The organism is Streptomyces sp. 378 (assembly GCF_030124145.1).
GTDB lineage: Bacteria > Actinomycetota > Actinomycetes > Streptomycetales > Streptomycetaceae > Streptomyces.
Genome location: NZ_JASKMS010000006.1, coordinates 37898 through 58531 on the forward strand (window position 1 = coordinate 37898; position 20634 = coordinate 58531).

Consider the following 20634-nt stretch of genomic DNA (forward strand, 5'->3'; position numbering starts at 1 on the left):
GGCCCAGCCAGGTTGAGGAGTCCGGTGACGGGGGTGGAGTGGCGGTTTCGTGCCGTGGTGGTCGCGCATGCCGTGTCGGCGTACGGGACGTATCTGAATCTCATCGCGCTGAGCCTGTTCTCGTACGAGGTCACGGGCACCGCCCTGGGCGTGGGCGTCGTGATGGCCGTACGGCTGCTGTCCGGTGTCACGGCGGGCCTCGCCGCCGGGGCGCTGACCGCCAGGTTCACGCGCCGGACCGTCATGGTGGTCACGGACCTCGCCCAGACCCTCGCCATGGTCGTGCTCGCGCTCCAGGTGTCGGACACGCCGCTGTGGGTGCTGCTCGGGGCGGTGGTCGTGCTGGGCGCGGGCAACACGTTCTTCAATGTCGCCCTGCGCAGCGCGGTGCCGGTCATGGTCGGGCAGGACAGCCGCGCCCGGGCGAACGGCGTGCTGGTCACGGCCCGTTCCGTCGCCACGGTGCTGGGTTTCGCGTCGGCCGCGCCGGTCATCGCCCTCGGCGGTTTCGGTGTCGCCTTCGCCGTCAACGCCGCGAGCTTCGCGGTGTCGGCCGCGGCCGTGGTGGTGCTCCGGCCGCGCACGGACGACGAACCGTGTGACGTGTCCGGGGAGGAGCGGGCCGCCGACGGGTCCTCGCCGGCGCGTGGCAAGCGATTGCGGCTGCGTGTCGCGGGCCTCGCCGGAGCGTTGCTCGGCATGATCGCGCTGCGGGGTCTCGACGCGTTGGCGTCCGCGTCGCACAACGTCGCGCTGCCGCTGGCGGCGCACGCGGCCGAGCCGTCCGGACCGGCGGTGTTCATGACCCGGTTCTGGTCGGCGTGGGCCGTGGGCACCCTGCTCGCCCACCAGGTCCTCAAGCGCCGGTCGAAGGGGGCGTCCTGGGGCGAGCGCGCGTTCGCGGTGGGCACCTGCGCGATGTCGTTCTGTTTCGTGGCGGCGTTCACCGGGCTACCCGCCCCGGCCCTGATGGCGGCGGCCGTGGCTGCGGGGTTCGCGGACGGCTGGACCGAGATCGTCTACACCTCGCGCCTCCAGGCGGTTCCCGACCGGCAGCGCGGCCGCCTGTTCGGCCTGTCCGCCACCGCCGAGCAGTCCGGATTCGCCCTGGGCACGATGGCCGCGGCGGCCGCCCTGGAGGCACTGCCCGCACTGGCCGTCGTGGGCGCCTTCCATGGGGCGGCGGTGTGCGGGGCCCTGGCGCTGCTTCTGTTCACGGCCGGCCGGCGCGGGACGGGCCGGCCGGGCCCTGCGGACGGTGCCGCCCACGCGCGCGCCGACGGCCGCCCGCCCATCGGCGAGAACCACACGTCCGCCGGGGAGGACCACCCATCCGCCGGCGACAGCCGCCCACCCACCGGCGACAACCATCCACCCACGGGCCACAGCCGCCCACCCACCGGCGAGGACCACTCACATCACCCGCCGGCCGGCGAAGAAAAGGGAGAGCACGCGCATGGAACGTCCACCGGGGCAAGCCAGTTGCCGGGGTCCTGAGCCCCAACGCACTGAGGGTGATCCGGTCGACGCCGTGCGGGCGCTGCTGGGCGCCGCCCGGTCCGCTCCGGGCGGCGCCGTCGTCACCGTCGCCGCCGACGGCACGACGAGCTCCCGGTCGTACCCCGAACTGCTGGACGCGGCCCGCCGTATGCTCACCGGCCTGCGCGCGCACGGACTGCGGCGCGGCGACACGGTGGTGCTGTGCGGGCTGCCGCTGGCGGAGTTCTTCCCCGCCTTCTGGGCGTGTGTCCTCGGCGGTGCCTTACCCGTGGCCATCGCCGAGCACCCCGCGCCGGGCTCCCCGGCCTTCGAACGCTGGCGGCAGGCCTGCGCGTTGCTCGACCGGCCGCTGGTCCTGACCGACGCACCCGGCGCGGCGGCCCTCGCCCACGTCACGCCCGCACCGCGGGTCGCTCTGGCCGCGGTCTGCCTGGACGCACCCCCCGCGGACGGCCACGACGACCTAGTCGAGCCGGACCCGTCCGACACCGCCTTGCTGATGCTGTCCTCCGGCAGCACCGGCGTCCCCAAGGCCGCGCGCCTGACGCACGCCGGGCTCGCGGACTTCGCGGCGAGCAGCCGGCGGATCCTCGACGTCCGCCCGGACGACACGATGGTGAACTGGCTGCCCGTCGACCACAGCGGCGCCTTCCTGCTCTACCACCTGCTCGCGGTCTTCACCGGCTGCACCAACGTCCACGCGCCCACCGAGCGGGTGCTCGCCGAGCCGTTGCGCTGGCTCGACCTCCTCCACGAACACCGGGCGCAGCACGGCTGGGCACCGACCTTCGCCTACCGGCTGGTCGCGGACGCGCTCGCCGAGCGGGCCGACCGCCCCTGGGACCTGAGCGGCCTCAAGTCGCTGGTGTGCGGGGGCGAGCGGGTCGTGCTGCCGGTGCTGCGGCGCTTCCTCGACGCGACGGCCCCGTACGGCGTGCGCGAGGAGCACATCGCCCCGGCGTGGGGCATGGCCGAGACGGTCACGGCCGTCACCTACGGCCGACTGGACCGGCCGGGCACCGTGCACCGCCTGCTCAGGAGCAGCCTGGGCGGCGACCTGGTGCGGGCCGGTGAGGACACCCCGGACGCCGAGTGCGTCACCTTCGTCGCCAGCGGCTCGCCCGCACACGGCGTCACCCTGCGCGTCGTCGACGACCGCGGTGATCTCACCCCGCCGGGCCGCATCGGCAGGCTCCAGGTCCACTCGGCCGCACGGCTCACCCCCGGCTACGTGAACAACCCCGAGGCGGACGCCGCCGCCTACCCCGCCGGACGTGACTGGCTCGACACCGGCGACCTGGCGTTCCTCGACGGCGGCCAGGTCGTCATCACGGGCCGCCGCAAGGACGTGATCATCCTCAACGGCCACAACGTCTCCTGCCACGAGGTGGAGGAAACCGCCACCGACGTCGACGGCGTCCGGCAGGGCGAGGTCGCCGCCTGCGGCATCCCGCACCCGGAGCGGGGCACGGAGGACCTCGCGGTGTTCTTCGTCAGCCGCGGCGCTGCCGAGGACCCGCGGATCGCCGCCCGGGTGAAGGCGGCCCTGTTCACCCGCCTCAGGCTCACCGCCGCGTACGTCCTGCCCGTCCCGGCGGGCGAGTTCCCGCGGACGCCGGCGGGCAAGGTGCGCCGCGCGGAACTCCGGAGCCGCCTGGTCGCCGATGGCTTCGACGCCGCCGCGCCCGCGGCACCGGCCGCCCGGGCGGACGCGGACGCCGTGCCCCGGGTCCTCCGGGCGGACGAGGACGCCGTGGCGCGGGCCGTCCGGGAGGAACTGAGCGCCGTACTGGGCCGACCGGCCGCCGCGGACGTGCCGTTCTACGAACTCGGCCTGACGTCCGTGCTGCTGGTGCGCCTGCGGAACCGGCTGGCGGAACGTCTCGGGACGCCGGTCGACCAGACCGCGTTCTTCGAACACCCGACGGCCACGGCACTCGCAGCACACCTCACGAGCGAGCCGGCGGCCGGGATCGGGGCCGGTGCCGCGGCCGGGGCCGGGCCCGCGACGGTGACCGGCGAGGGCACCGCCCTCACGGACTCCCCCGAGCGCCGCGTCGCCGTCATCGGACTGTCGCTGCGCTTCCCCGGCGCGAACTCGGCCGAGGAGTTCTGGGCCAATCTGCGGGAAGGTGCCGACAGTGTCCGGGTCTTCGGCGAGCAGGAGCTCGCGGCGGCGGGCCTGTCGCCGGAGCAGCGCCGCGCGCCCGGCCTCGTACCGGCCGCCGGGATCCTCGACGGCGTGGAGGAGTTCGACGCGGACTTCTTCGGGATGAGCCCCAAGGAGGCCGGACTGACGCATCCCGCGCACCGGCTGTTCCTGGAGTGCTGCCACCAGGCCCTGGAGGACGGCGGCCACGCGGCGACCGCGCCCGGCGTCCGGGTGGGGGTGTTCGCCGGGTCGGGCATGAACCTCTACGACCACCAGCAGCAGCCCGCGACCGGCTCACCGTACGACCCGTCGGACCCGGCCAGCGGCATGCAGTCGGCCATCGGCCAGGAGCCGGACTTCCTCGCCACCCGCGTCGCCTACCGGCTCGGCCTCACAGGCCCGGCGATCGGTGTGCAGACGGCCTGTTCCACTTCCCTGGTCGCGGTGCACCTCGCGGTCCAGGCGCTGCTCACCGGGGAGACGGACCTGGCGCTGGCGGGCGCCGCGGCCGTGCACCTGCCCCAGGAGACCGGCTATCACAGCCACCCCGGGTCGATCCTGTCCCCCACCGGACGCTGCCGCGCCTTCGACGCGGAGGCCGACGGCACCGTCGGCGGCAACGGCGTGGCGGCCGTCCTGCTCAAGCGTCTCGACCGGGCGCTGGCCGACGGCGACACCGTGCACGCGGTGATCCTGGGCTCCGCGGTCAACAACGACGGCGCCGCCAAGGTCGGATTCAGCGCGCCCGGTGTCGAGGGGCAGGCCGAGGTCGTACGTCAGGCGCTGCGCAGGGCGGAGGTGCCCGCGGCGACGATCTCGTACGTGGAGGCGCACGGCACGGGAACGCGGCTCGGGGATCCGGTGGAGCTGACGGCGTTGCGGCGGGCGCTGGGCGAGGACACGGCGGGACCCGCTCGCTCCGCCCCCTGCGTGGTCGGCTCCGTGAAGCCGAACATCGGGCATCTCGACAGCTGCGCCGGAATGGCCGGGCTCATCAAGACGGTCCTCATGCTGCGCGACCGCACCCTGGTGCCGACACCGCACCTGACCCGCCCGAACCCCGAACTCCCCTTGGCCGACGGCACATTGGCACTCGCCACGGAACTGCGGCCATGGCAGGTGCCGGACGGGGTGCCCCGCCGGGCCGGGGTCAGCGCGCTCGGCGTCGGCGGCACCAACGCCCATGTGGTGCTGGAGGAGGCCCCGCCCGCACGCCCTCGCCCCGACCCCGAACTGCCCGTCCTCGTCCCCGTGTCGGCCCGCGACCCCGAGGCCCTGGCCGACCTCACGGCCGCGCTGTGCGACCGGCTGCCGGCCCGGCCCGGCCTCCCGGCCGCCGACGTGGCCGCCACCCTGGCCCTCGGCAGGCCGCACCGCGCGGCACGCACCGCCGTGGCCGGCCGTACGGCAGGCGAACTCGCCCGCGCGCTGGGGGACCAGCGCCACGTCACGCCCTCCCCCCTCGGCCCGGTCGCCTTCGCGTTCGCGGGCCAGGGCAGTGCCCGTCGCGGCATGGCGAACGGCCTGTACGCCACGCATCCGGCCGCGCGGGCCACGCTCGACCGGTGCGAGGAGATCTACACCGGGGAGTTCGGCGGCAGCCTGCTCGCGCGGCTGCTGACCGCCCACGCCCCCACACCCGCCGACCACCCCGCGGACGACGAGATCTGGCCCACCGAGACCGCGCAAGCCGCTCTCTTCGCCCATCAGTCTGCACTGGCGGTCGCCTGGCGGGCGGCCGGGATACGCCCCGCGCTCCTGCTCGGGCACAGCGTCGGCGAGTACGCCGCCCTGTACGCGGCCGGTGCCCTGACGTTGGAGGACGGGCTACGGCTCACCGCTTGGCGCGGGCGGCTGATGCAGGCCCGCTGCCCCGCCGGGGGCATGCTCGCCGTCCGGGCCGACCAGGCCACCGCGCGGCGCATCGCGCAGGCCGCCGGTGCGGAGCTCGCCGCGGTCAACGGCCGGCACGCCCAGGTGCTCTCGGGCCCGCCGCAGGCCCTGAAGGAGGCGGCAGTGCTGCTCGACCAGGAGGGCCTGGAGTGGCGTGAGCTGCCGATCGACCGGGCGTTCCACTCAGCCGGGATCGACAGCGCCCTGGACGAGTTCCGGACCCGTGCGCGCGGCGTCAGGTACCGCCCGTCGCACACCCCGCTGGTGACGACGGCCGACGGTGAGCTGCGCCGGGCGGGCTGGACCGTCGACGTGGAGTACCTGTGCCGTCAGGCCCGGCAGCCGGTCCGCTTCGACCTCGCCATGGACACGGCCGTCGAGCAGGGCTGCCGGGACTTCGTGGAGATCGGAGCGGGGCGGACCCTCACCGGCCTGGGCCGGCACTGCGTACCCGACAGCCGCTGGCTGAGCGGGCAGGGTGAAGGGGACGGGGCAGCCGAGCAGGCGCACGGGTTCCTGACGGCGCTCGGCTCGCTGTACGGCAGGGGCGCCGACCTGGACTGGCGGGCGCTGACCGGTGACGGGGGCCGCGTACCCCTCCCGGGGCACCCGCTGCGGCGGCGTGCGGTGCCGTTCAAGGCCGGGACGCCGGCCGCGGCTTCGGACCTGCCGGTACCGGACGGTGGAGTCATCGACGCCGTCCGGCAGTTGACGGCGGACAAGCTCGGCCGCCCGATCTCCGACGTGACACCGGACAGCTCGTTCTTCGAACTGGGCGCGGACTCGCTGTCCCTGATGAGCATGACGACGGAGCTGGAGCAGCGGTACGGCGTCCGGGTCCCGGTCCGGGAGGTGTTCGACTCGGCCGACACACCGCGGAGGCTGGCGGAGCGGGTCGGGCAGGTGCGCGGAGACGTGCCGGTGGTCCGGGAACCGGTGGCCGAGCAGCCGGTGGCGCCTGCTGCTCCGCCGGAAACACCGGAAACAACGGGAACACCGGAAGGGATGCACGCCCTGTTCGGCCAGCAGCTCCGTCTGGCGGAGCAACTCGTCGGCCAGGTGGGCGAGATGATTTCCCGCCAACTGGACGTGCTCGCGGCGACCGGCACCACGACGGCGCCGCCCGCTCCGGCACGGACGCCGGCACCTCCCGCCCCCCGGCCCGCGTCCACACCCTCCACCTCGCCCCCTGCTGCCTTCGACTTCAGCCTCTACTTCTTCGGCGACTACCCTCAGGACGACGACCAGGACAAATACGGCCTGATCCTGGCCGCCGCGGACTTCGCCGACCAGCACGGCTTCCACGCCCTGTGGTTCCCCGAGCGGCACTTCAACTCGTTCGGCGCGCTCTTCCCCAACCCCTCCGTACTGGCCGCGGCCCTCGCCGCCCGGACCAGTCGGGTCCGGCTGCACGCCGGTTCCGTGGTGCTGCCGCTGCACCATCCCGCCCGGGTGGCGGAGGAGTGGTCGGTGGTCGACAACATCTCCGGCGGCCGGACGGGCCTGTGCTTCGCGAGCGGCTGGCACGCCACCGACTTCGCGCTCGCGCCACAGCACTTCGGCCGGCACCGGGAGGTGATGTACGAGCACCTGGCGACCGTACGGGACCTCTGGTCGGGGCAGCCGGTGAAGACGACGGCGGGCGACGGCACCCAGGTGGAGATCCGCCTGCACCCCCGCCCCGTACAGGAACGGCCGCCGATGTACGTGGCCGTGGTCGGGAACCCGGACAGCTACCGCCGGGCGGCCGCCGAGGACCTCGGCGTGGTCACCAACCTGATGACGCAGACGGTGGAGCAACTGGCCGAGAACATCGCGCTGTACCGCCGCTGCCGTGCCGAGCACGGTCTCGACCCGGCGGCCGGGCGGGTGGTGGTGCTCGTGCACACCTACCTGGAGGAGGAGGCGGAGCGGGCGCGGGCCGAGGCCTACCGGCCCTTCTTGTCGTATCTGCGCTCCTCCCTCTCCCTCTTCGACCAGGTCACCAACAGTCTCGGTTTCCAGGTGGACCTGGAGAACACCTCCGAGGAGGACGTGGAGTTCCTCCTCGGCCGCGCCTACGAACGCTACTGCGACTCCCGCGCGCTGATCGGCGACGAGCACACGGCCGCGGAGACCGTACGGCGTCTGCGGGAGGCCGGAGCGGACGAGATCGCCTGCTTCGTGGACTTCGGCGTGCCGAAGGACAAGGTGCTGGCGGCGCTGCCGGTACTGGACCGGCTCCGGAGGGCGACCCCCGCGACCTCCGGCACTGTGCCCCGGTCGCGGCCCGAGTCCCGCCGGCGGGCACCGCTCACCCCGGCCCAGCGCCGCATCTGGTTCCTGGAGCAACTGCACCCGGGCACCGCCATGTACCACGAGCCCAAGGCGATCCGCCTGGACGGCCCCCTGGACGTCCCCGCGCTGCGGTGGGCGCTGCACCGCGTGACGGACCGGCACCCGGCGCTGCGCACGGTCTTCGGTGACACGGCCGGTGTCCCCTACCAGGAGATCCGTGACCGCATGCCGCTCGACTGCCCGGTGGAGGACCACACGGGCTCGACGGAGGAGGAGGCGCTGCGGGCGACGCTGTCCGCCGCCGACCGCCACGGCCTCGACCTGTCCACCGGCCCGCTGGTCTCGGCCCGGCTCCTCCGGCTGGCGGAGGACCGGCACCTGCTTTTCCTCCTGGCCCACCACATCGTCTTCGACTCCTCCTCCACGGCCGTGCTGGCGCGGGACCTCGCCGCGTACTACCGTGCCCGGCGGCGTGGCGACGCCGGCGCCGAACCGCCGCCCCTGCCCGAACCGTCGGCCCCCGCCCCGCCGGACACCGCCCGTTCCCTGGACTTCTGGCGGCGGCGCCTCGGCGACGCGCCGGAGCTGACCCTGCCCACCGACCGCCCCCGCCCGCCGGTCAGGACGGGGGCGGGCGCGAGTCTCACGCACGCCCTCGACGCGGAACTGACGGACGGGCTGCGGACGTTCGCCGCCGGGCACCGTGCCACCCTCTTCATGACGCTGACCAGTGCGATCGGCGCGGTCCTGGGCCGTCTCAGCGGGCAACGGGACGTGGTGGTCGGCACCGCGGTAGCCGCCCGCCCGGCGGGCGCGGAAGGCCACGTGGGCCTGTTCCTCGACACCGTGCCGCTGCGCCTGGACCTGACCGGCGACCCGGACTTCCCGACGCTGCTGCACCGGGTCCGGGAGAGCAGCACGTCGGCGTACGAACACCGCGGCGTCCCCTTCGACGAACTGGTCCGCGCGCTCAACCCGCGTCGCGACCCGGGCCGCAATCCGCTGTTCCAGGTGATGGTGGAGTACGAGAACGAGGGCGAGGCCCTCTTCGACCCGCCCCGCCTGACGGCCACCCTGCTCGACGTCCCGAGCGCCCGCGCCCCGTTCGACCTCAGCGTCTACCTCACCCACCACGCGGGCGGCGTCCGCTTCATGGTCGAATACGACACGGCCCTCTTCGACGAGGCCACGGTGCGCCGCTTCGCGGACTACGTCGAACAGGTCCTGCGCCGCGCCCTGGACACACCGGGCGCGCCACTGGCGGACCTCACCGCGCTCACGGACGCGGACCGCGCGGCCCTCTCCCCCGTGGAGCGCCCCGGCGAAGGTGCCCTCGCCGAAGGGGCCCGGGCCACCCTGCACGGCCTGTTCGAGCAGCAAGCCCACCGCACCCCGGACGGCATAGCCCTGATCAGTGGGGAACAACACCTTTCCTACGGGGAGTTGGACGCGGCGGCCAACCGCCTCGCCCGGCAGCTCCGCATCAGGGGCGCGGCACGCGGAGAACGGGTCGCCGTACTCCTGCCACGAGGCCCGCACCTGATCACGGCCCTGCTGGCGGTGCTCAAGAGCGGGGCGGCCTACCTCCCGCTCGACCCGTCCCTCCCCACCCCGCGTCTGTCACTGCTGCTCGCCGACGGCACACCCGTACTCCTGCTCACCTCCGGTACCGCGCTCGCCGGGCACCTGGACCTCGCGCCGGAACCACCCGTCCTGTGCGTGGAGCAGGCTGACGACACACTGCCGTCCACCCCGCTCCCGGACGGAGCGGGCCCGCAGGACCCGGCGTACTGCATCCACACCTCGGGCTCGACCGGCCGCCCGAAGGGCGTCGTCGTGCCCCATCGCGGCCCGGCGAACCTGGTCCACGGCCAGCTGCGCCGCCACCCCGCGCTTCGCACCCTCCAATGGACGTCACCGGCGTTCGACGTCAGCGTGCAGGAGATCTTCACGACACTGGCCTCGGGAGCCGCGCTCGTCCTCGTCGACGACGCCGTACGGCACGACCCGGCGACATTGGCGCAGGCGGTACGCCACCACCGGGTGCAGCGCCTGTTCATGCCCTGCACCCCGTTGAAGTACCTGATGGAGACCGCCCCCCACCTCCCCTCCCTGCGCGAACTGTTCTCCGCGGGCGAGGCACTCCAGCTCACCCCCGCCTTCCGCCGCTTCCTGTCGAAGCACCCGGACTGCGCGCTCCACAACCAGTACGGCCCCACGGAGACGTCGGTCATCGTCACGTCGCACCGCGTCGACCCGGCCGGCGAGGAGTGGCCCCCGATCGGCACCCCGGTGCCGGGAGCGCGCGTCCTGCTGCTGGACGACTCGGGCCGGCAGGTCCCCGTCGGCGCCGTCGGTGAGCTCCACGTGAGCGGCACGCCGGTCGCATACGGCTACCACAACCGCCCCGCCGAGACGGCCGCCGCGTTCCTCGACGACGGCGAGGGCGGGGTGCTGTACCGCACGGGCGACCTGGCCCGCATGCGCGAGGACGGCACGCTGGAGTACCGGGGCCGGGCGGACGACCAGGTCAAGATTCGCGGCTACCGCGTCGAACCGGGCGAGGTCCAGTCGGCGTTGACGGCACTGCCCGGCGTCCGGGACGCGGCGGTCCTCCCACGCCGGGACCGCCACGGTGACATGGAGCTGGCCGCGTACGTGGTGCCCACCGAGCCGGCCGCCTCCTGGCATTCCTTGCGCACCGCACTGGCCACCGAACTCCCCGACCACCTGGTGCCCCGCCGCTGGGTGACGCTCGACCGCCTCCCGGTGAACGCCTCCGGCAAGCTGGACCGCTCGGCCCTGCCGGATCCCGGCGACGACCCTGACGAGACCCCGCAGTCGTCTCCGGCCACAGCTCTGGAGAAGACCCTGCACGACCTGTGGTGCGAGGAACTGGACGCCGGCCCGGTCCCGGTCACGACCTCGTTCTTCGAACTCGGCGGCCACTCCCTGAGCGCGATCCGGCTGCTGAATCGCATGCGGGAGGAGGCGGACGTCGATCTCACGATGGCCGACTTCTTCCTGGATCCGACGATCCGGGGCATCGCGGCCCGCAACCGTGTCGTGGAGACCGCGCCGATGCCCTCGACCCTGCGCCGTCTGTGGCGCCGCCACCACGCACTCCCCGACCCGAGCGTCTACAACGTCGCCCACCGCATGGACCTGCGCGGCGACCTGGACCCCGAGGTCCTGCGCCTGGCTCTCAGGGACCTGGTGGCACGCCACCACGCGCTGCGCAGTCGCCCCGTGAGCCGGCAGGACGGGGAGTACGCGGTGGAAGTCCTGGCCGACGTCCCCGTGGACCTGCCGATCAGCGACCTCCGTGCCGGGAACGCCGCGGAGGCCGTGGACCGCTGGTGCCGCGAGCAGGTCTCCACCCCGTTCACACTGGACCAGGCGCCTCTCTTCCGCTTCCGCCTGGCCCGTCTCGCCGAGGACCATTGGGTCATGGTGACGGTCTTCCACCACGCGGTGTGCGACGGCTGGTCCCTGAGCCTCATCAGGCGCGACCTTCAGGAGCTGTACAACGCACGACGATCGGATACGGCGCCGCGACTGCCGGTCACCGTCGCCCAGTTCACGGACTTCGCACGATCGGAACACGCCCTGCCGGACCACCGCAGGACAGCCCTGGAACACTTCTGGCGCACGGAACTCGACACCATCCCGCTCCGCCCGCCCCTCCCCTACGACCACCCGCACCCGGGCAAGCTCTCCGGCCGTGGCGCCCTGCACACCTGGGTCATCGACGACGACACACCGGCCCGCCTGGCCGACACGGCGACCCGCCTGGGCGGCACGGCCTACACGGTCCTCGCGGCCACGTTCGCCACGTGGCTGGGCGACCTGTGCGGCGAGGAGAACGACATTGTCCTGGCGGCCTCCAGCGCCAACCGCGTCCAGCGCGACCGCTCCGAGATCGTCGGCATTCTGGGCGACGCCGTACTCCTACGGGCCCGGCTGGGCGAAGCCGCTGGTTTCGCCGACCTGGTGTCCCGACTGAGCACCACCCTCTTCACGGCCCTCGACCACCAGGAACTCCCCCTGACGGACGTGGTGTCCCTCGTCTCGCCCGAGCTGAAGGACGCCCTGTTCCCCACGGTCCTGTTCACCGTGATCACCACAGAGCCCCCGGCCCTGAACCTCCAGGAGGTCTCCACCACGATCCACACGCTCCCCGTCCAGGGCGTGGCCCGCAACGAGCTCTACGTCGTGATCGCACCGGAGGCCGACACGATCACGGTCACGTTCGAGTACTCGACGGACCTGTTCACCCACGAGACGGTCGAGGCGTGGGCCGGGTCCTTCACCGAGGCGCTGAGGTCCGCGGTGGACTCCGGGGGCTGAGGGAAACCGCCGCTACAGCGCGTCCACCGCGCTCACCCTCCACCCGTCGCCCGTGCGGTCCATCGTCATCCGCACCCGGTTCTGGTCCACGCGAGCCCCCGAGACCTGGGTGCTCTCGGTGACCTGGTTGACGAAGAGCAGGACCACGACCTTGTCGGGGGAGGCCGAGACGACGGAGACGGCCGGGTCGCCGCCGGAGCCGGGGGCGGCGACCGTCGCCTTCACCACGCCGTGGTACTTCCTGGCCGTCGGGGCGACCACGGTCTTCGTGGTCTTGCCGTACTCGTCGCGGAAATCGCCGGTCAGATGGGCGCGAGCCGTCGAGAAGTCCTTGTCCAGGCGGCGGTAGTCGTACGACAGGACGATCGGCGCCGCTTTCCGCGCGGCCGCCAGCGCCTCGGTCCGGGCGGTCTCCGTCAGGCGGCCGTCGCGGTACTGCCACCCCAGGGCGGCGAGCGCGACCAGTCCGGTGACGAGCAGGACGGCCAGGACCAGGGTGAGCAGCCGCCGACGGCCGGCGGGGCCGGGCTCGCTCCGCTCCTGCGGCCCGTCCTCCTCGAACGACTCCGGCGACGGCTCCGGCGGGTCGTCCCAGCCGTCCTTCGGGGCCTCGACGAGGACGGTGCGTCCGGCGAGGGGCCGCTCGGTCCGGCGCGGGGACTCCTCGCCGGTGTCCGTCGCCGCGCCCGCTTCGCGGTGGCCGCGCTCGGCGCGCTTCGCCGCCGCGCGGGCGGCCGCCGTCATGGTGCGGCGGGTGCCGGGACCGGGGGCGCGGCCGGTGGTCGTCTTCGGCATGGTGGTACTCCTCGTCGGTGCGTGGCGGTCGGCGGATCGGCCCGTGGATCAGCCGACGAACTCGACGTCGGACGTCAGCCAGCGGCCGTCCTTGTGTACGAGGTCGAGCTGGAGCCGGTACGTGCGTGCCTCTCCCCCGGGCACGGCGGTGTTGGTCACCTTGCTGTCGGCGACCACCAGCACGCGGGCCGAGTTCTCGTCGGAGCGGACGATGCCCGCCTCCAGGACCTGGCCTTCCGACACGGACTTGTTCTGGGCCACCAGCTTCGTCAACTGGTCCGTCTGCGCGGTGAACTGTTTCTTGAACTCGCCGGTCGCGCCCGCCAGTACGTTCGCGCTGTCGCGGTCGTAGTGCCGGTAGTCGAGCGAGGTGAAGTTCAGCGCCGACTGGCGGGCCGCGGCCAGGATGCCCTGGCGCCGCTGGTCCGCCTCGCGCTGCTGGTAGAGGCCGAGGGACAGCCAGAGTGCCAGTGCGGTGGTGACGACGGTCGCCGCGACGAGTCCCGCCGACAGCGCTCCGGGTCGCACCGGCCTCAGGCCATGGGGCCGACGAGCAGCCATTGCCACGACTCCTTTCCGAACACGGCCTGCTGGCCGCCCGTCGAGCCGATCTCGACGTTCCTTCCGTCCGGGCCGGTGGTGGAACCGGTCTCCGGGTCGTACGGGGCGACGTACGCCGCCTGGTTCGCGCCGCCGCCGGCGGTCGACGCGCCCGGGGCGTTCTGCGCGCCCCGTACCGACGACTCGCTGCCGCGCGGGAGCGTGCAGCGGGCGGCGGTGTTCGCCTCGCGGGTGCTGGTGTCCGCGGGGTCGCGGCGTGCCGTGCCGTACCCCTGGGTGCAGGCCGGCGGGTCGTCGGCGTTCAGCACCAGGCCGAAGTGGGTGGTGCCGTCGCCCGGGACGACCGTGTAGCTGCCCGCGACCATCAGCGGGAAGGTGACCAGGGCCTGCTCCACGCCGGGGAGGCGGGCCAGCGTGACCTGGCCGCCGCTGATCAGGTTGGCCAGCAGGACCGACAGCTCGGGCCCGGCCGACTTCAGCAGCGAGTTCAGCTCCTGCGCCGCCGGCCGCGCGTTGCCGATCAGCCTGCGCAGGTCCCCGTCGCTGGCTTTCAACTGGGCCGAGAGGGCCGCCAGGTCGCGCGCGAACGACTTGATCGACGAGCCCTGGTCGGCCTGTGTCTTCAGGACCTTGCGTGAGTCCTCGATCAGGGCGATCGTCTCCGGCAGCGCCTCGGACGCCGACTCGACCAGGGAGTTGCCCGAGTCCACCAGGCGGCTCAGGTGGGGGCCGGTGCCGGCGAAGGCCTTGCCCAACTCGTCGACCGTGACCCGCAGGTCGTCCTTGCCGACCGAGTTCACCAGGCGGTCCAGGCTGAGGACCATGTCCGTCGTCGGCAGCGGCACCCGCGTGCTCTCGCGCGGGATCGTGCTGCCGTTCAGCAGATACGGGCCGTCGGAGGTGCGCGGCTGGAGGTCGACGTACTGCTCGCCCACCGCCGAACGGTTCGCCACCACGGCCAGCGTGTCGGCCGGGATGCGCGGCGCCCCGTCCTCGATGTCGAGCGCGACCTGGACCCCGTCCGGGCCGGTCAGGCGCAGCGCGCCGACCTTGCCCACCGGCACCCCGCGATACGTGACCTCGGCACCGGGGAAGACGCCCCCGGAGCCGGCGAAGTCGGCACGCACGGTGTAGCCGCGGTCCAGGATCTCGTCCACCAGACCCGTGTACTCGGCGCCGACGTACGACACGCCTACGGCGGTCATGGTGGCGAAGGCGATCAGTTGCGCCTTGACCGTACGGGTGATCACGGCTGGACCCCCTTCAGCAGCAGCTCGGCGAGTTCGAGGTTGATCCCCTCGGGCCACTCGCCCCCGGTGCGGTGGCCACCGGGGCCGTAGCCGGCGGTGCACACCGGCGGGCACAGCGGGTCGTCGCCACCCGAGGGAGCCGGCGGGGACGACGGCAAGCTCGGAACGCTCGGAGCGTTCGGCAGCGCGGTGGGCGTCGGAACGTCCGGCACGTCCGGGAGATCCGGTGCCTCCGGGAGATCCGGCAGGTCCGGGGCCTCGGGAAGCTCGGGTCGCGGAGTGTCCCCGTCGCCCGGCTCGTCCGTCAGGTTGCCGTAGATCCCGGCCAGATCGAGGTCCGCCGTGATGTGCAGGTTGACGTAGTCACCCTTGATGGCGTCCACCACGTTGCGCGGGAACGGGTACGTCGTCAGCAGCTCCAGGGAGTTGGGCAGGTCGCTGCCCGCCTTGTTGAGCTGTCGCAGGATCGGCCGCAGCTGCTTGAGGTTGGCGACCGTGTCGTCGTGCGAGGCGTTGACCACCTTGGTGCCGGTCCTGCCCAGCTTCGACAGGGCGGTGAGCATCCTCGTCAGGTCGCGGCGCTGGTCGGCCAGGACCTTCAGGGCGGGCGGCATCGTGTCGACGGCCTCGGCGATGGTCGTCTTCTCCTTGCCCAGCCGTTTGGCCAGCCGGTCCACGGCCTTCAGCGCGCGGACGATGTCCCGGCGCTGGTCGTCCAGACCGCCGATGAAGGTGTCGAGCTCCTTGAGCAGGGACTTGACCCGGTTCTCCCGGCCCTCCAGGGCCTTGTTCAGCTCCGTGGTGATCGTCTTGAGCTGGGCCACGCCGCCGCCGTTGAGCAGCGCGGACAGCGCGGACAGCACCTCCTCGACCTCCGGGTTGCGGCCGCTGCGGGACAGGGGGATCACATCCCCGTCGCGGAGCCGGCCGGCCGGCGTGCTCTCCGGCGGCCTGGACAGCGCCACGTACTTCTCGCCGAGCATGCTGGTCTGCCGCAGCTCGGCGACGGCGTTGGCGGGCAGCTTCACCGAGTCGGCGACCCGGAGGCGGGCCCTCGCGTGCCAGCCCTCCAGCTCCACCTTCTCCACCGCGCCCACGGTGACGTTGTTGACCTTGACGGCCGACTGCGGAACCAGGTCGAGGACGTCGCGGAACTCGACGGTGACGTGGTAGGCGTGGCCGTCGGCGGCGGCTCCGCCGGGGAGCGGGACGTCGTACCAGCCGTTGAACTCGCAGCCGGACAGGAGGAACGTCCCGACGGTCGCCCAGGCGACGATCCGGCCCTTGCGCGGTGTCCTCATGCGCTCGCCCCCAGGATTCCGCCGAGGGTGCGGTCGACCGTGCCGGTGGCCGGGGTGCCCGGGGGCACTTCGGGCAGGGAGTCGAAGAGGTCCCTCAGGTCCCCGCAGTCGGTCTTCTCCCCGGTCGTCTTCAGGATCGAGCACAGCAGGGAGGCCGGGTCCTGCGGGTGGTCGGGGTTGTTGCGGGTGTCGAGGGTGCCCGCGGAGGGGTTGTAGGCGTTGTGCAGGTTCGACATACCCGTCGGCGCGACCTCCAGCAGCTCCTCCAGGGCCGCCCGCTGGGTGACGAGCACCTTGGTCACCTTGCTCAGGCCCTCCACGTTGGACGTCAGCGACTTCTTGTTCTTCTTCACGAAGGCGGACACGTCACCGAGCGCCGTGCCGAGGTTCTTCAGCGCGGCCGCGAGGTCCTTGCGTTCGCCCGCGAGCTGCTCGGCGACCTTGGCGAGGCTCTTGTTGAACGACCGCACACTTTTGTCGTCGGCCGCCAGCGCCGCCGTGAACACCTGGAGGTTGCGGACCGTGCCGAACAGGTCCGTGCGGCCGTCGGAGAGCGTCGTGACCGCCTCCGAGAGGTCCTCGACCGTCCGGTGGAGGTTCTTCCCCTGGCCGTCGAGGTTGTCGGCGCTGACGCCGAGCAGCCGTGACAGGGCGCCGTCCTTGTTGGCGCCCTCGGGGCCGAGCGCCTCGGCCGTGGTGTGCAGGCTGTCGAAGACGCGGTCCAGTTCGACCGGTACGGCCGTACGCGACTCGGGGATCTCGTCGCCGTCCCGCAGTACGGGGCCGCTCCGGTACACCGGCAGCAGCTGCACGTAACGGTCGCTGACCACCGAGGAGTTGATGATCGCGGCCTGCGCGTCCGCCGGGATTCTGCGGTTCCCGTCGTACTCCAGCTCCACCCGCACCCGGCCGCCCTCCGGCGTGATCTTCCTGACCTCGCCGATCCGCACGCCCAGCACGCGGACGTCCGAGCCGGGGTAGATGCCGACGGTGCGGGGGAAGTACGCCGTGACGCGGACCGGCTCGGTGCGCGGCCACAGGACGTAGGTGAGCGCGGCGACCAGGGCGAGGGCGGTCAGCAGGGCCAGGGGCTTCTTCCAGCGGTTGCTCACTGTGCGCCTCCCGTCCGCGTCCGCGGCACCACCGGGGCGGCGACCATGTTCTGGACGTAGGAGTCGAACCAGCGGCCGTTGCCGAGGGTGTTGGTGAAGACCCGCACGTAGGGGGCCAGGAGCTTGATGCTCCGGTCCAGGCTGGATTGGTTCCGTTCGAGCATCTTCACCACGGTGTTCAGGCCCTTGAGCGCGGGCCCGATCTCCTTCTCGTTGTCCTGGACCAGGCCGGAGAGCTGGATGCCGAGGGCGGCGGAGGTCTTCAGCAGCTTGTGGATCGCCGCACGCCGCTTGCTGATCTCCTTGAACAGCTTGTCGCCGTCCTCGACCAGGGCGGTGAAGTCGCCCGACCGGTCGGCGAGTACGCCCGTCACGCCGTTCGCGTGGTCGAGGAGCTCCTTGAGGGCCTTGTCGCGTGAGGCCACCGTCCGGGAGATCTTCGACAGGCCCTTGATGGACGCCCGTACTTCGGAGGGTGAGTCCTCGAAGGTCGTCGAGATGGTGTCCAGAGCCTTGGCCAGCCGGTCGGTGTCGATCTTCTCCGTCGTGGTGGTGAGATCGCTGAACGCCTGCACGACGTCGTACGCGGGCACGGTCCGCCGCAGCGGGATCTCGCTGCCGGGCTCCAGCCGGCCCCTCCCCTTGGGGTGCAGGGCGAGGTACTTCGCGCCGAGGATCGTCTTGACCCGGATCGACGCGCCGGTGTCGGTGCCGAACGCCGGCTCGTCCTTGATCTTGAAGGTGACCTTGACATGGTCCCCGTCCAGGTCGACCTCCTCCACCTTGCCGACCTTGACCCCGGCGATCCGCACCTCGTCGCCCGGCTTGAGACCGCCCGCCTCCGCGAAGGCGGCGCTGTACGTCTCGCCGTCGCCGATCACCGGCAGACGGTCGGCGTTGAACGCGGCCACGGTCAGCAGCGCGAGGACGGTGAGCCCGACGGCACCGATGACGACGGGATTGCGCTCGCGGAAGGGACCGAGACGCGGGCGGTGGAGCCGTATCCTCGGCAGCTTCGGCGGGTCGACACGGACCTTGAACATCGGCTGCGGACGCGGCTTGCGGCGCGGCAGGAGCCGTACCCTCGGCAGTCGCACGCGAGGCAGTCTGGGCGGGTCGACACGGACCTTGAACATCGGCTCCGGGCGGCGCTTGCGGCTCATGCTTCGCACCTCGCCCTCGCCACGTGCATCTCGGGTGTGAGCACCTGCTTGGTCTTCGGCAGCACGATCCGGCCGTCGAAGTCGCACAGGTAGAAGTTGAACCACGAGCCGTAGGACGCCGTCCCCGTCAGCTCGTTCAGCTTGTTCGGCAGCCGCTTCAGCACGCCCTCCACGGTCTTCTCGTTGTCGTTCAGCGTCCCGGTGAGGTCGGTCAGTTCCGCGATGTCGTCCTTGAGCGGCGGACGCGCGTCCTTCAGCAGGCCCGAGGTGGCCTCCGTCAGATCGCCGATGCTCACCAGCGACTCCCCGATGGGCTTGCGGTCGGCGGACAGGCCCGAGATGACCCGGCGCAGTTGCTTGAGGAGTCCGGAGAAGCGGGCGCCGCGCTTGTCGAGCGTCTTCAGCACGGTGTTGAGGTTGTCGATCACCGAGCCGATCAGCTTGTCGCGGCCGGCCAGCGTCGTGGTGAGCGACGCCGTGTGCGTCAGCAGGCTGTTGACGGTGCCGCCCTCGCCCTGGAGGGTCTTGATGATCTCGGTGGCGAGCTGGTTGACGTCCTTCGGGCTGAGCGCGGCGAACAGCGGCTTGAAGCCGTTCAGCAGCGCGTTCAGGTCGAGGGCGGGCTGGGTGCGCGCCAGCGGGATCGTGTCGCCGGGGCGCAGCCGGGTGCCGTCGCCGGCGCCCTCGGTCAGCGCGACGTACCGCTGCCCGACCAGGTTGCGGTAGCGGACGACGGCGCCCGTGCTGGTGAGCAGCGGCCGGTCCCGGCTGACCGTGAAGGTGACCTCGGCCAGCGTCCGGTCCTTGATCCGGATGCCCGCGACCTCGCCGACCCGCACGCCGGCCACCCGGATGTCGTCGCCCTCCTCCAGGCCCGTGACGTCGCTGAAGACCGCGCGGTACTCGTGCTCGGGGGTGAAGGAGATGTTCACGATGGTGGCCGCGAGCAGGGCCGTCGCCACCACCGTCACCAGTGCGAAGAGACTGAACTTGATGAGGGGGGCGGCGGTCTGTCGGGCTCCTGTGGTGCTCATGCGACGCTCACCGCCGTCCCGCGCGCCATCGGCCCGAACAGCAGCGTCGCGACCGGCGGCACCTCGTCCGCGGGCACGCCCAGCACCGGCGCCACGAGCGAGCCGACGGCCCGCTGCTCGGCCCGGGTGGCGGAGACGCCGAGCGGGCCGCCCGAGGCCGGACTCGCCTTCTTGGAACCGTCGTCCAGTGGGGCGCCGGGCGCCGGCACCGGGGGACGCGGCAGATCACGGCAGTCGGGGCCGGACCGCTCGCCGTAGCGCGGTTCCTCACCCGGCTCGTAGGCTCCCTGCGCCCGTACGACCTCCAGCGTGATGTGCATCTTGCCGCCCCGGAACGCCTCCTCTGACGCCTTGTCCTGCCGGACCAGTCCGGCCAGCAGGCAGGGGTACTGCGGGGAGTAGCGGGCGAACAGCTCCAGCGTGGGGCGGGAGACCTGCCCGAGAGTGATCAGCCGGTCGCCGTTGGCGTCGAGGAAGTCCTCGGCGGTGCCCGCGACGGTCGCCGTGGACTTCAGCGCCGCCGCCAGCCGGTCCTTCTCCTCGACGATCGTGCGGCTGGTGGTGACGGTGTTGCGCAGGATCTCCATCAGGTCGGGCGCCGCGTCGCCGTAGACCTCGGCGACGTCGGCGAAGCGTGCGATGTCCTCTTTCAGGGACGGCAGGTGCGGATTGAGACGGCGCAGGTAGGCCTCCACTCGGGTGAGGTTGTCGCCGATCCGGTCGCCGCGTCCGTCGAGGGCGGTGGCGAACGCGGAGAGCGTGGCGTTGAGCTTGCCGGGCTGGACCGTCCGCAGCAGCGGCAGCAGGTCGTTCATCAGTTGCTGCAGCTCGATGCCGACGCGGGTGCGGTCCTGGCTGATCACGTCCCCGGCGCGGATGGGCCGGGCAGAGGAGCGCGCGGGTGCGACCAGGTCGACGTACTTCTCGCCGAACAGCGTCTTGGGCAGCAGGCGCGCGTGCACGTCGGACGGGATGTGGGCGACGTGCTCCGGCTTGAGCGCGATGTCGAGCGTCGCCTTCGTCCCGTCGGCCCGCACCTCGCGCACCTCGCCGACCAGCAGCCCGCGCAGCTTGACGTCGGCGCGCGGGTCGAGCTGGTTGCCGAGGCTGTCGGCCTCCAGCGTGATCCGCACGACCGGCGTGAACACCTGCCGGTAGACGGCGACGGACAGGGACAGCAGCAGCGCGAGCACGGCGATGAAGACGACGCCGTACAACCGCAGTCTCAGTACCCTCATACGGCGGC

At 72.7% G+C, this 20634-nt stretch carries 10 protein-coding genes; 2 read left to right on the top strand and 8 right to left on the bottom strand.

What is annotated here, in order from left to right; all coding sequences use genetic code 11:
• Positions 1-24: 24 nt before the first annotated feature.
• Together QNO09_RS10665 and QNO09_RS10670 are read left to right on the top strand one after the other, a co-directional pair.
• Positions 25-1497 (top strand): MFS transporter, encoded by a 1473-nt coding sequence (locus QNO09_RS10665; RefSeq protein ID WP_283969874.1) that lies wholly within the window; start codon positions 25-27, stop codon positions 1495-1497.
• Positions 1457-12172 (top strand): non-ribosomal peptide synthetase/type I polyketide synthase, encoded by a 10716-nt coding sequence (locus QNO09_RS10670; protein ID WP_283969875.1) that lies wholly within the window; start codon positions 1457-1459, stop codon positions 12170-12172. Before QNO09_RS10665 ends, QNO09_RS10670 begins: the two co-directional genes overlap by 41 nt.
• Positions 12173-12184: 12 nt before the next feature.
• Here the strand turns inward: QNO09_RS10670 and QNO09_RS10675 are convergent, their stop codons facing one another.
• Genes QNO09_RS10675 through QNO09_RS10710 form a run of 8 tightly spaced genes read right to left on the bottom strand, consistent with a single transcriptional unit; the run spans position 12185 to position 20626 of the window.
• Complete coding sequence (locus QNO09_RS10675; protein WP_283969876.1) at positions 12185-12967, bottom strand: hypothetical protein; 783 nt, start codon at positions 12965-12967, stop codon at positions 12185-12187.
• A 48-nt stretch (positions 12968-13015) separates the two neighbouring features.
• Positions 13016-13528: an Rv1363c family protein gene (locus QNO09_RS10680; protein ID WP_283969877.1), complete on the bottom strand. Its 513-nt coding sequence runs from the start codon at positions 13526-13528 to the stop codon at positions 13016-13018.
• The gene (locus QNO09_RS10685; protein ID WP_283969878.1) at positions 13501-14778 is read right to left on the bottom strand and encodes an MCE family protein; all 1278 of its coding nucleotides are present in this window, start codon (positions 14776-14778) and stop codon (positions 13501-13503) included. The genes QNO09_RS10680 and QNO09_RS10685 overlap by 28 nt, the downstream gene beginning before the upstream one ends.
• Positions 14775-16079 carry an MCE family protein gene (locus tag QNO09_RS10690; protein WP_283969879.1) on the bottom strand — a complete coding sequence of 435 codons (1305 nt, stop codon included), beginning with the start codon at positions 16077-16079 and terminating at the stop codon, positions 14775-14777. The genes QNO09_RS10685 and QNO09_RS10690 overlap by 4 nt, the downstream gene beginning before the upstream one ends.
• The gene (locus QNO09_RS10695) at positions 16076-17191 is read right to left on the bottom strand and encodes an MCE family protein (protein WP_283969880.1); all 1116 of its coding nucleotides are present in this window, start codon (positions 17189-17191) and stop codon (positions 16076-16078) included. The genes QNO09_RS10690 and QNO09_RS10695 overlap by 4 nt, the downstream gene beginning before the upstream one ends.
• On the bottom strand, positions 17188-18354 hold the full coding sequence (locus tag QNO09_RS10700) for an MCE family protein (protein WP_451524344.1): 1167 nt from the start codon (positions 18352-18354) through the stop codon (positions 17188-17190). The genes QNO09_RS10695 and QNO09_RS10700 overlap by 4 nt, the downstream gene beginning before the upstream one ends.
• On the bottom strand, positions 18351-19388 hold the full coding sequence (locus QNO09_RS10705) for an MCE family protein (protein WP_283969881.1): 1038 nt from the start codon (positions 19386-19388) through the stop codon (positions 18351-18353). Before QNO09_RS10705 ends, QNO09_RS10700 begins: the two co-directional genes overlap by 4 nt.
• Positions 19385-20626, bottom strand: a complete 1242-nt coding sequence (locus QNO09_RS10710) for an MCE family protein (RefSeq protein ID WP_283969882.1) — start codon at positions 20624-20626, stop codon at positions 19385-19387. Before QNO09_RS10710 ends, QNO09_RS10705 begins: the two co-directional genes overlap by 4 nt.
• Positions 20627-20634: the final 8 nt, after the last annotated feature.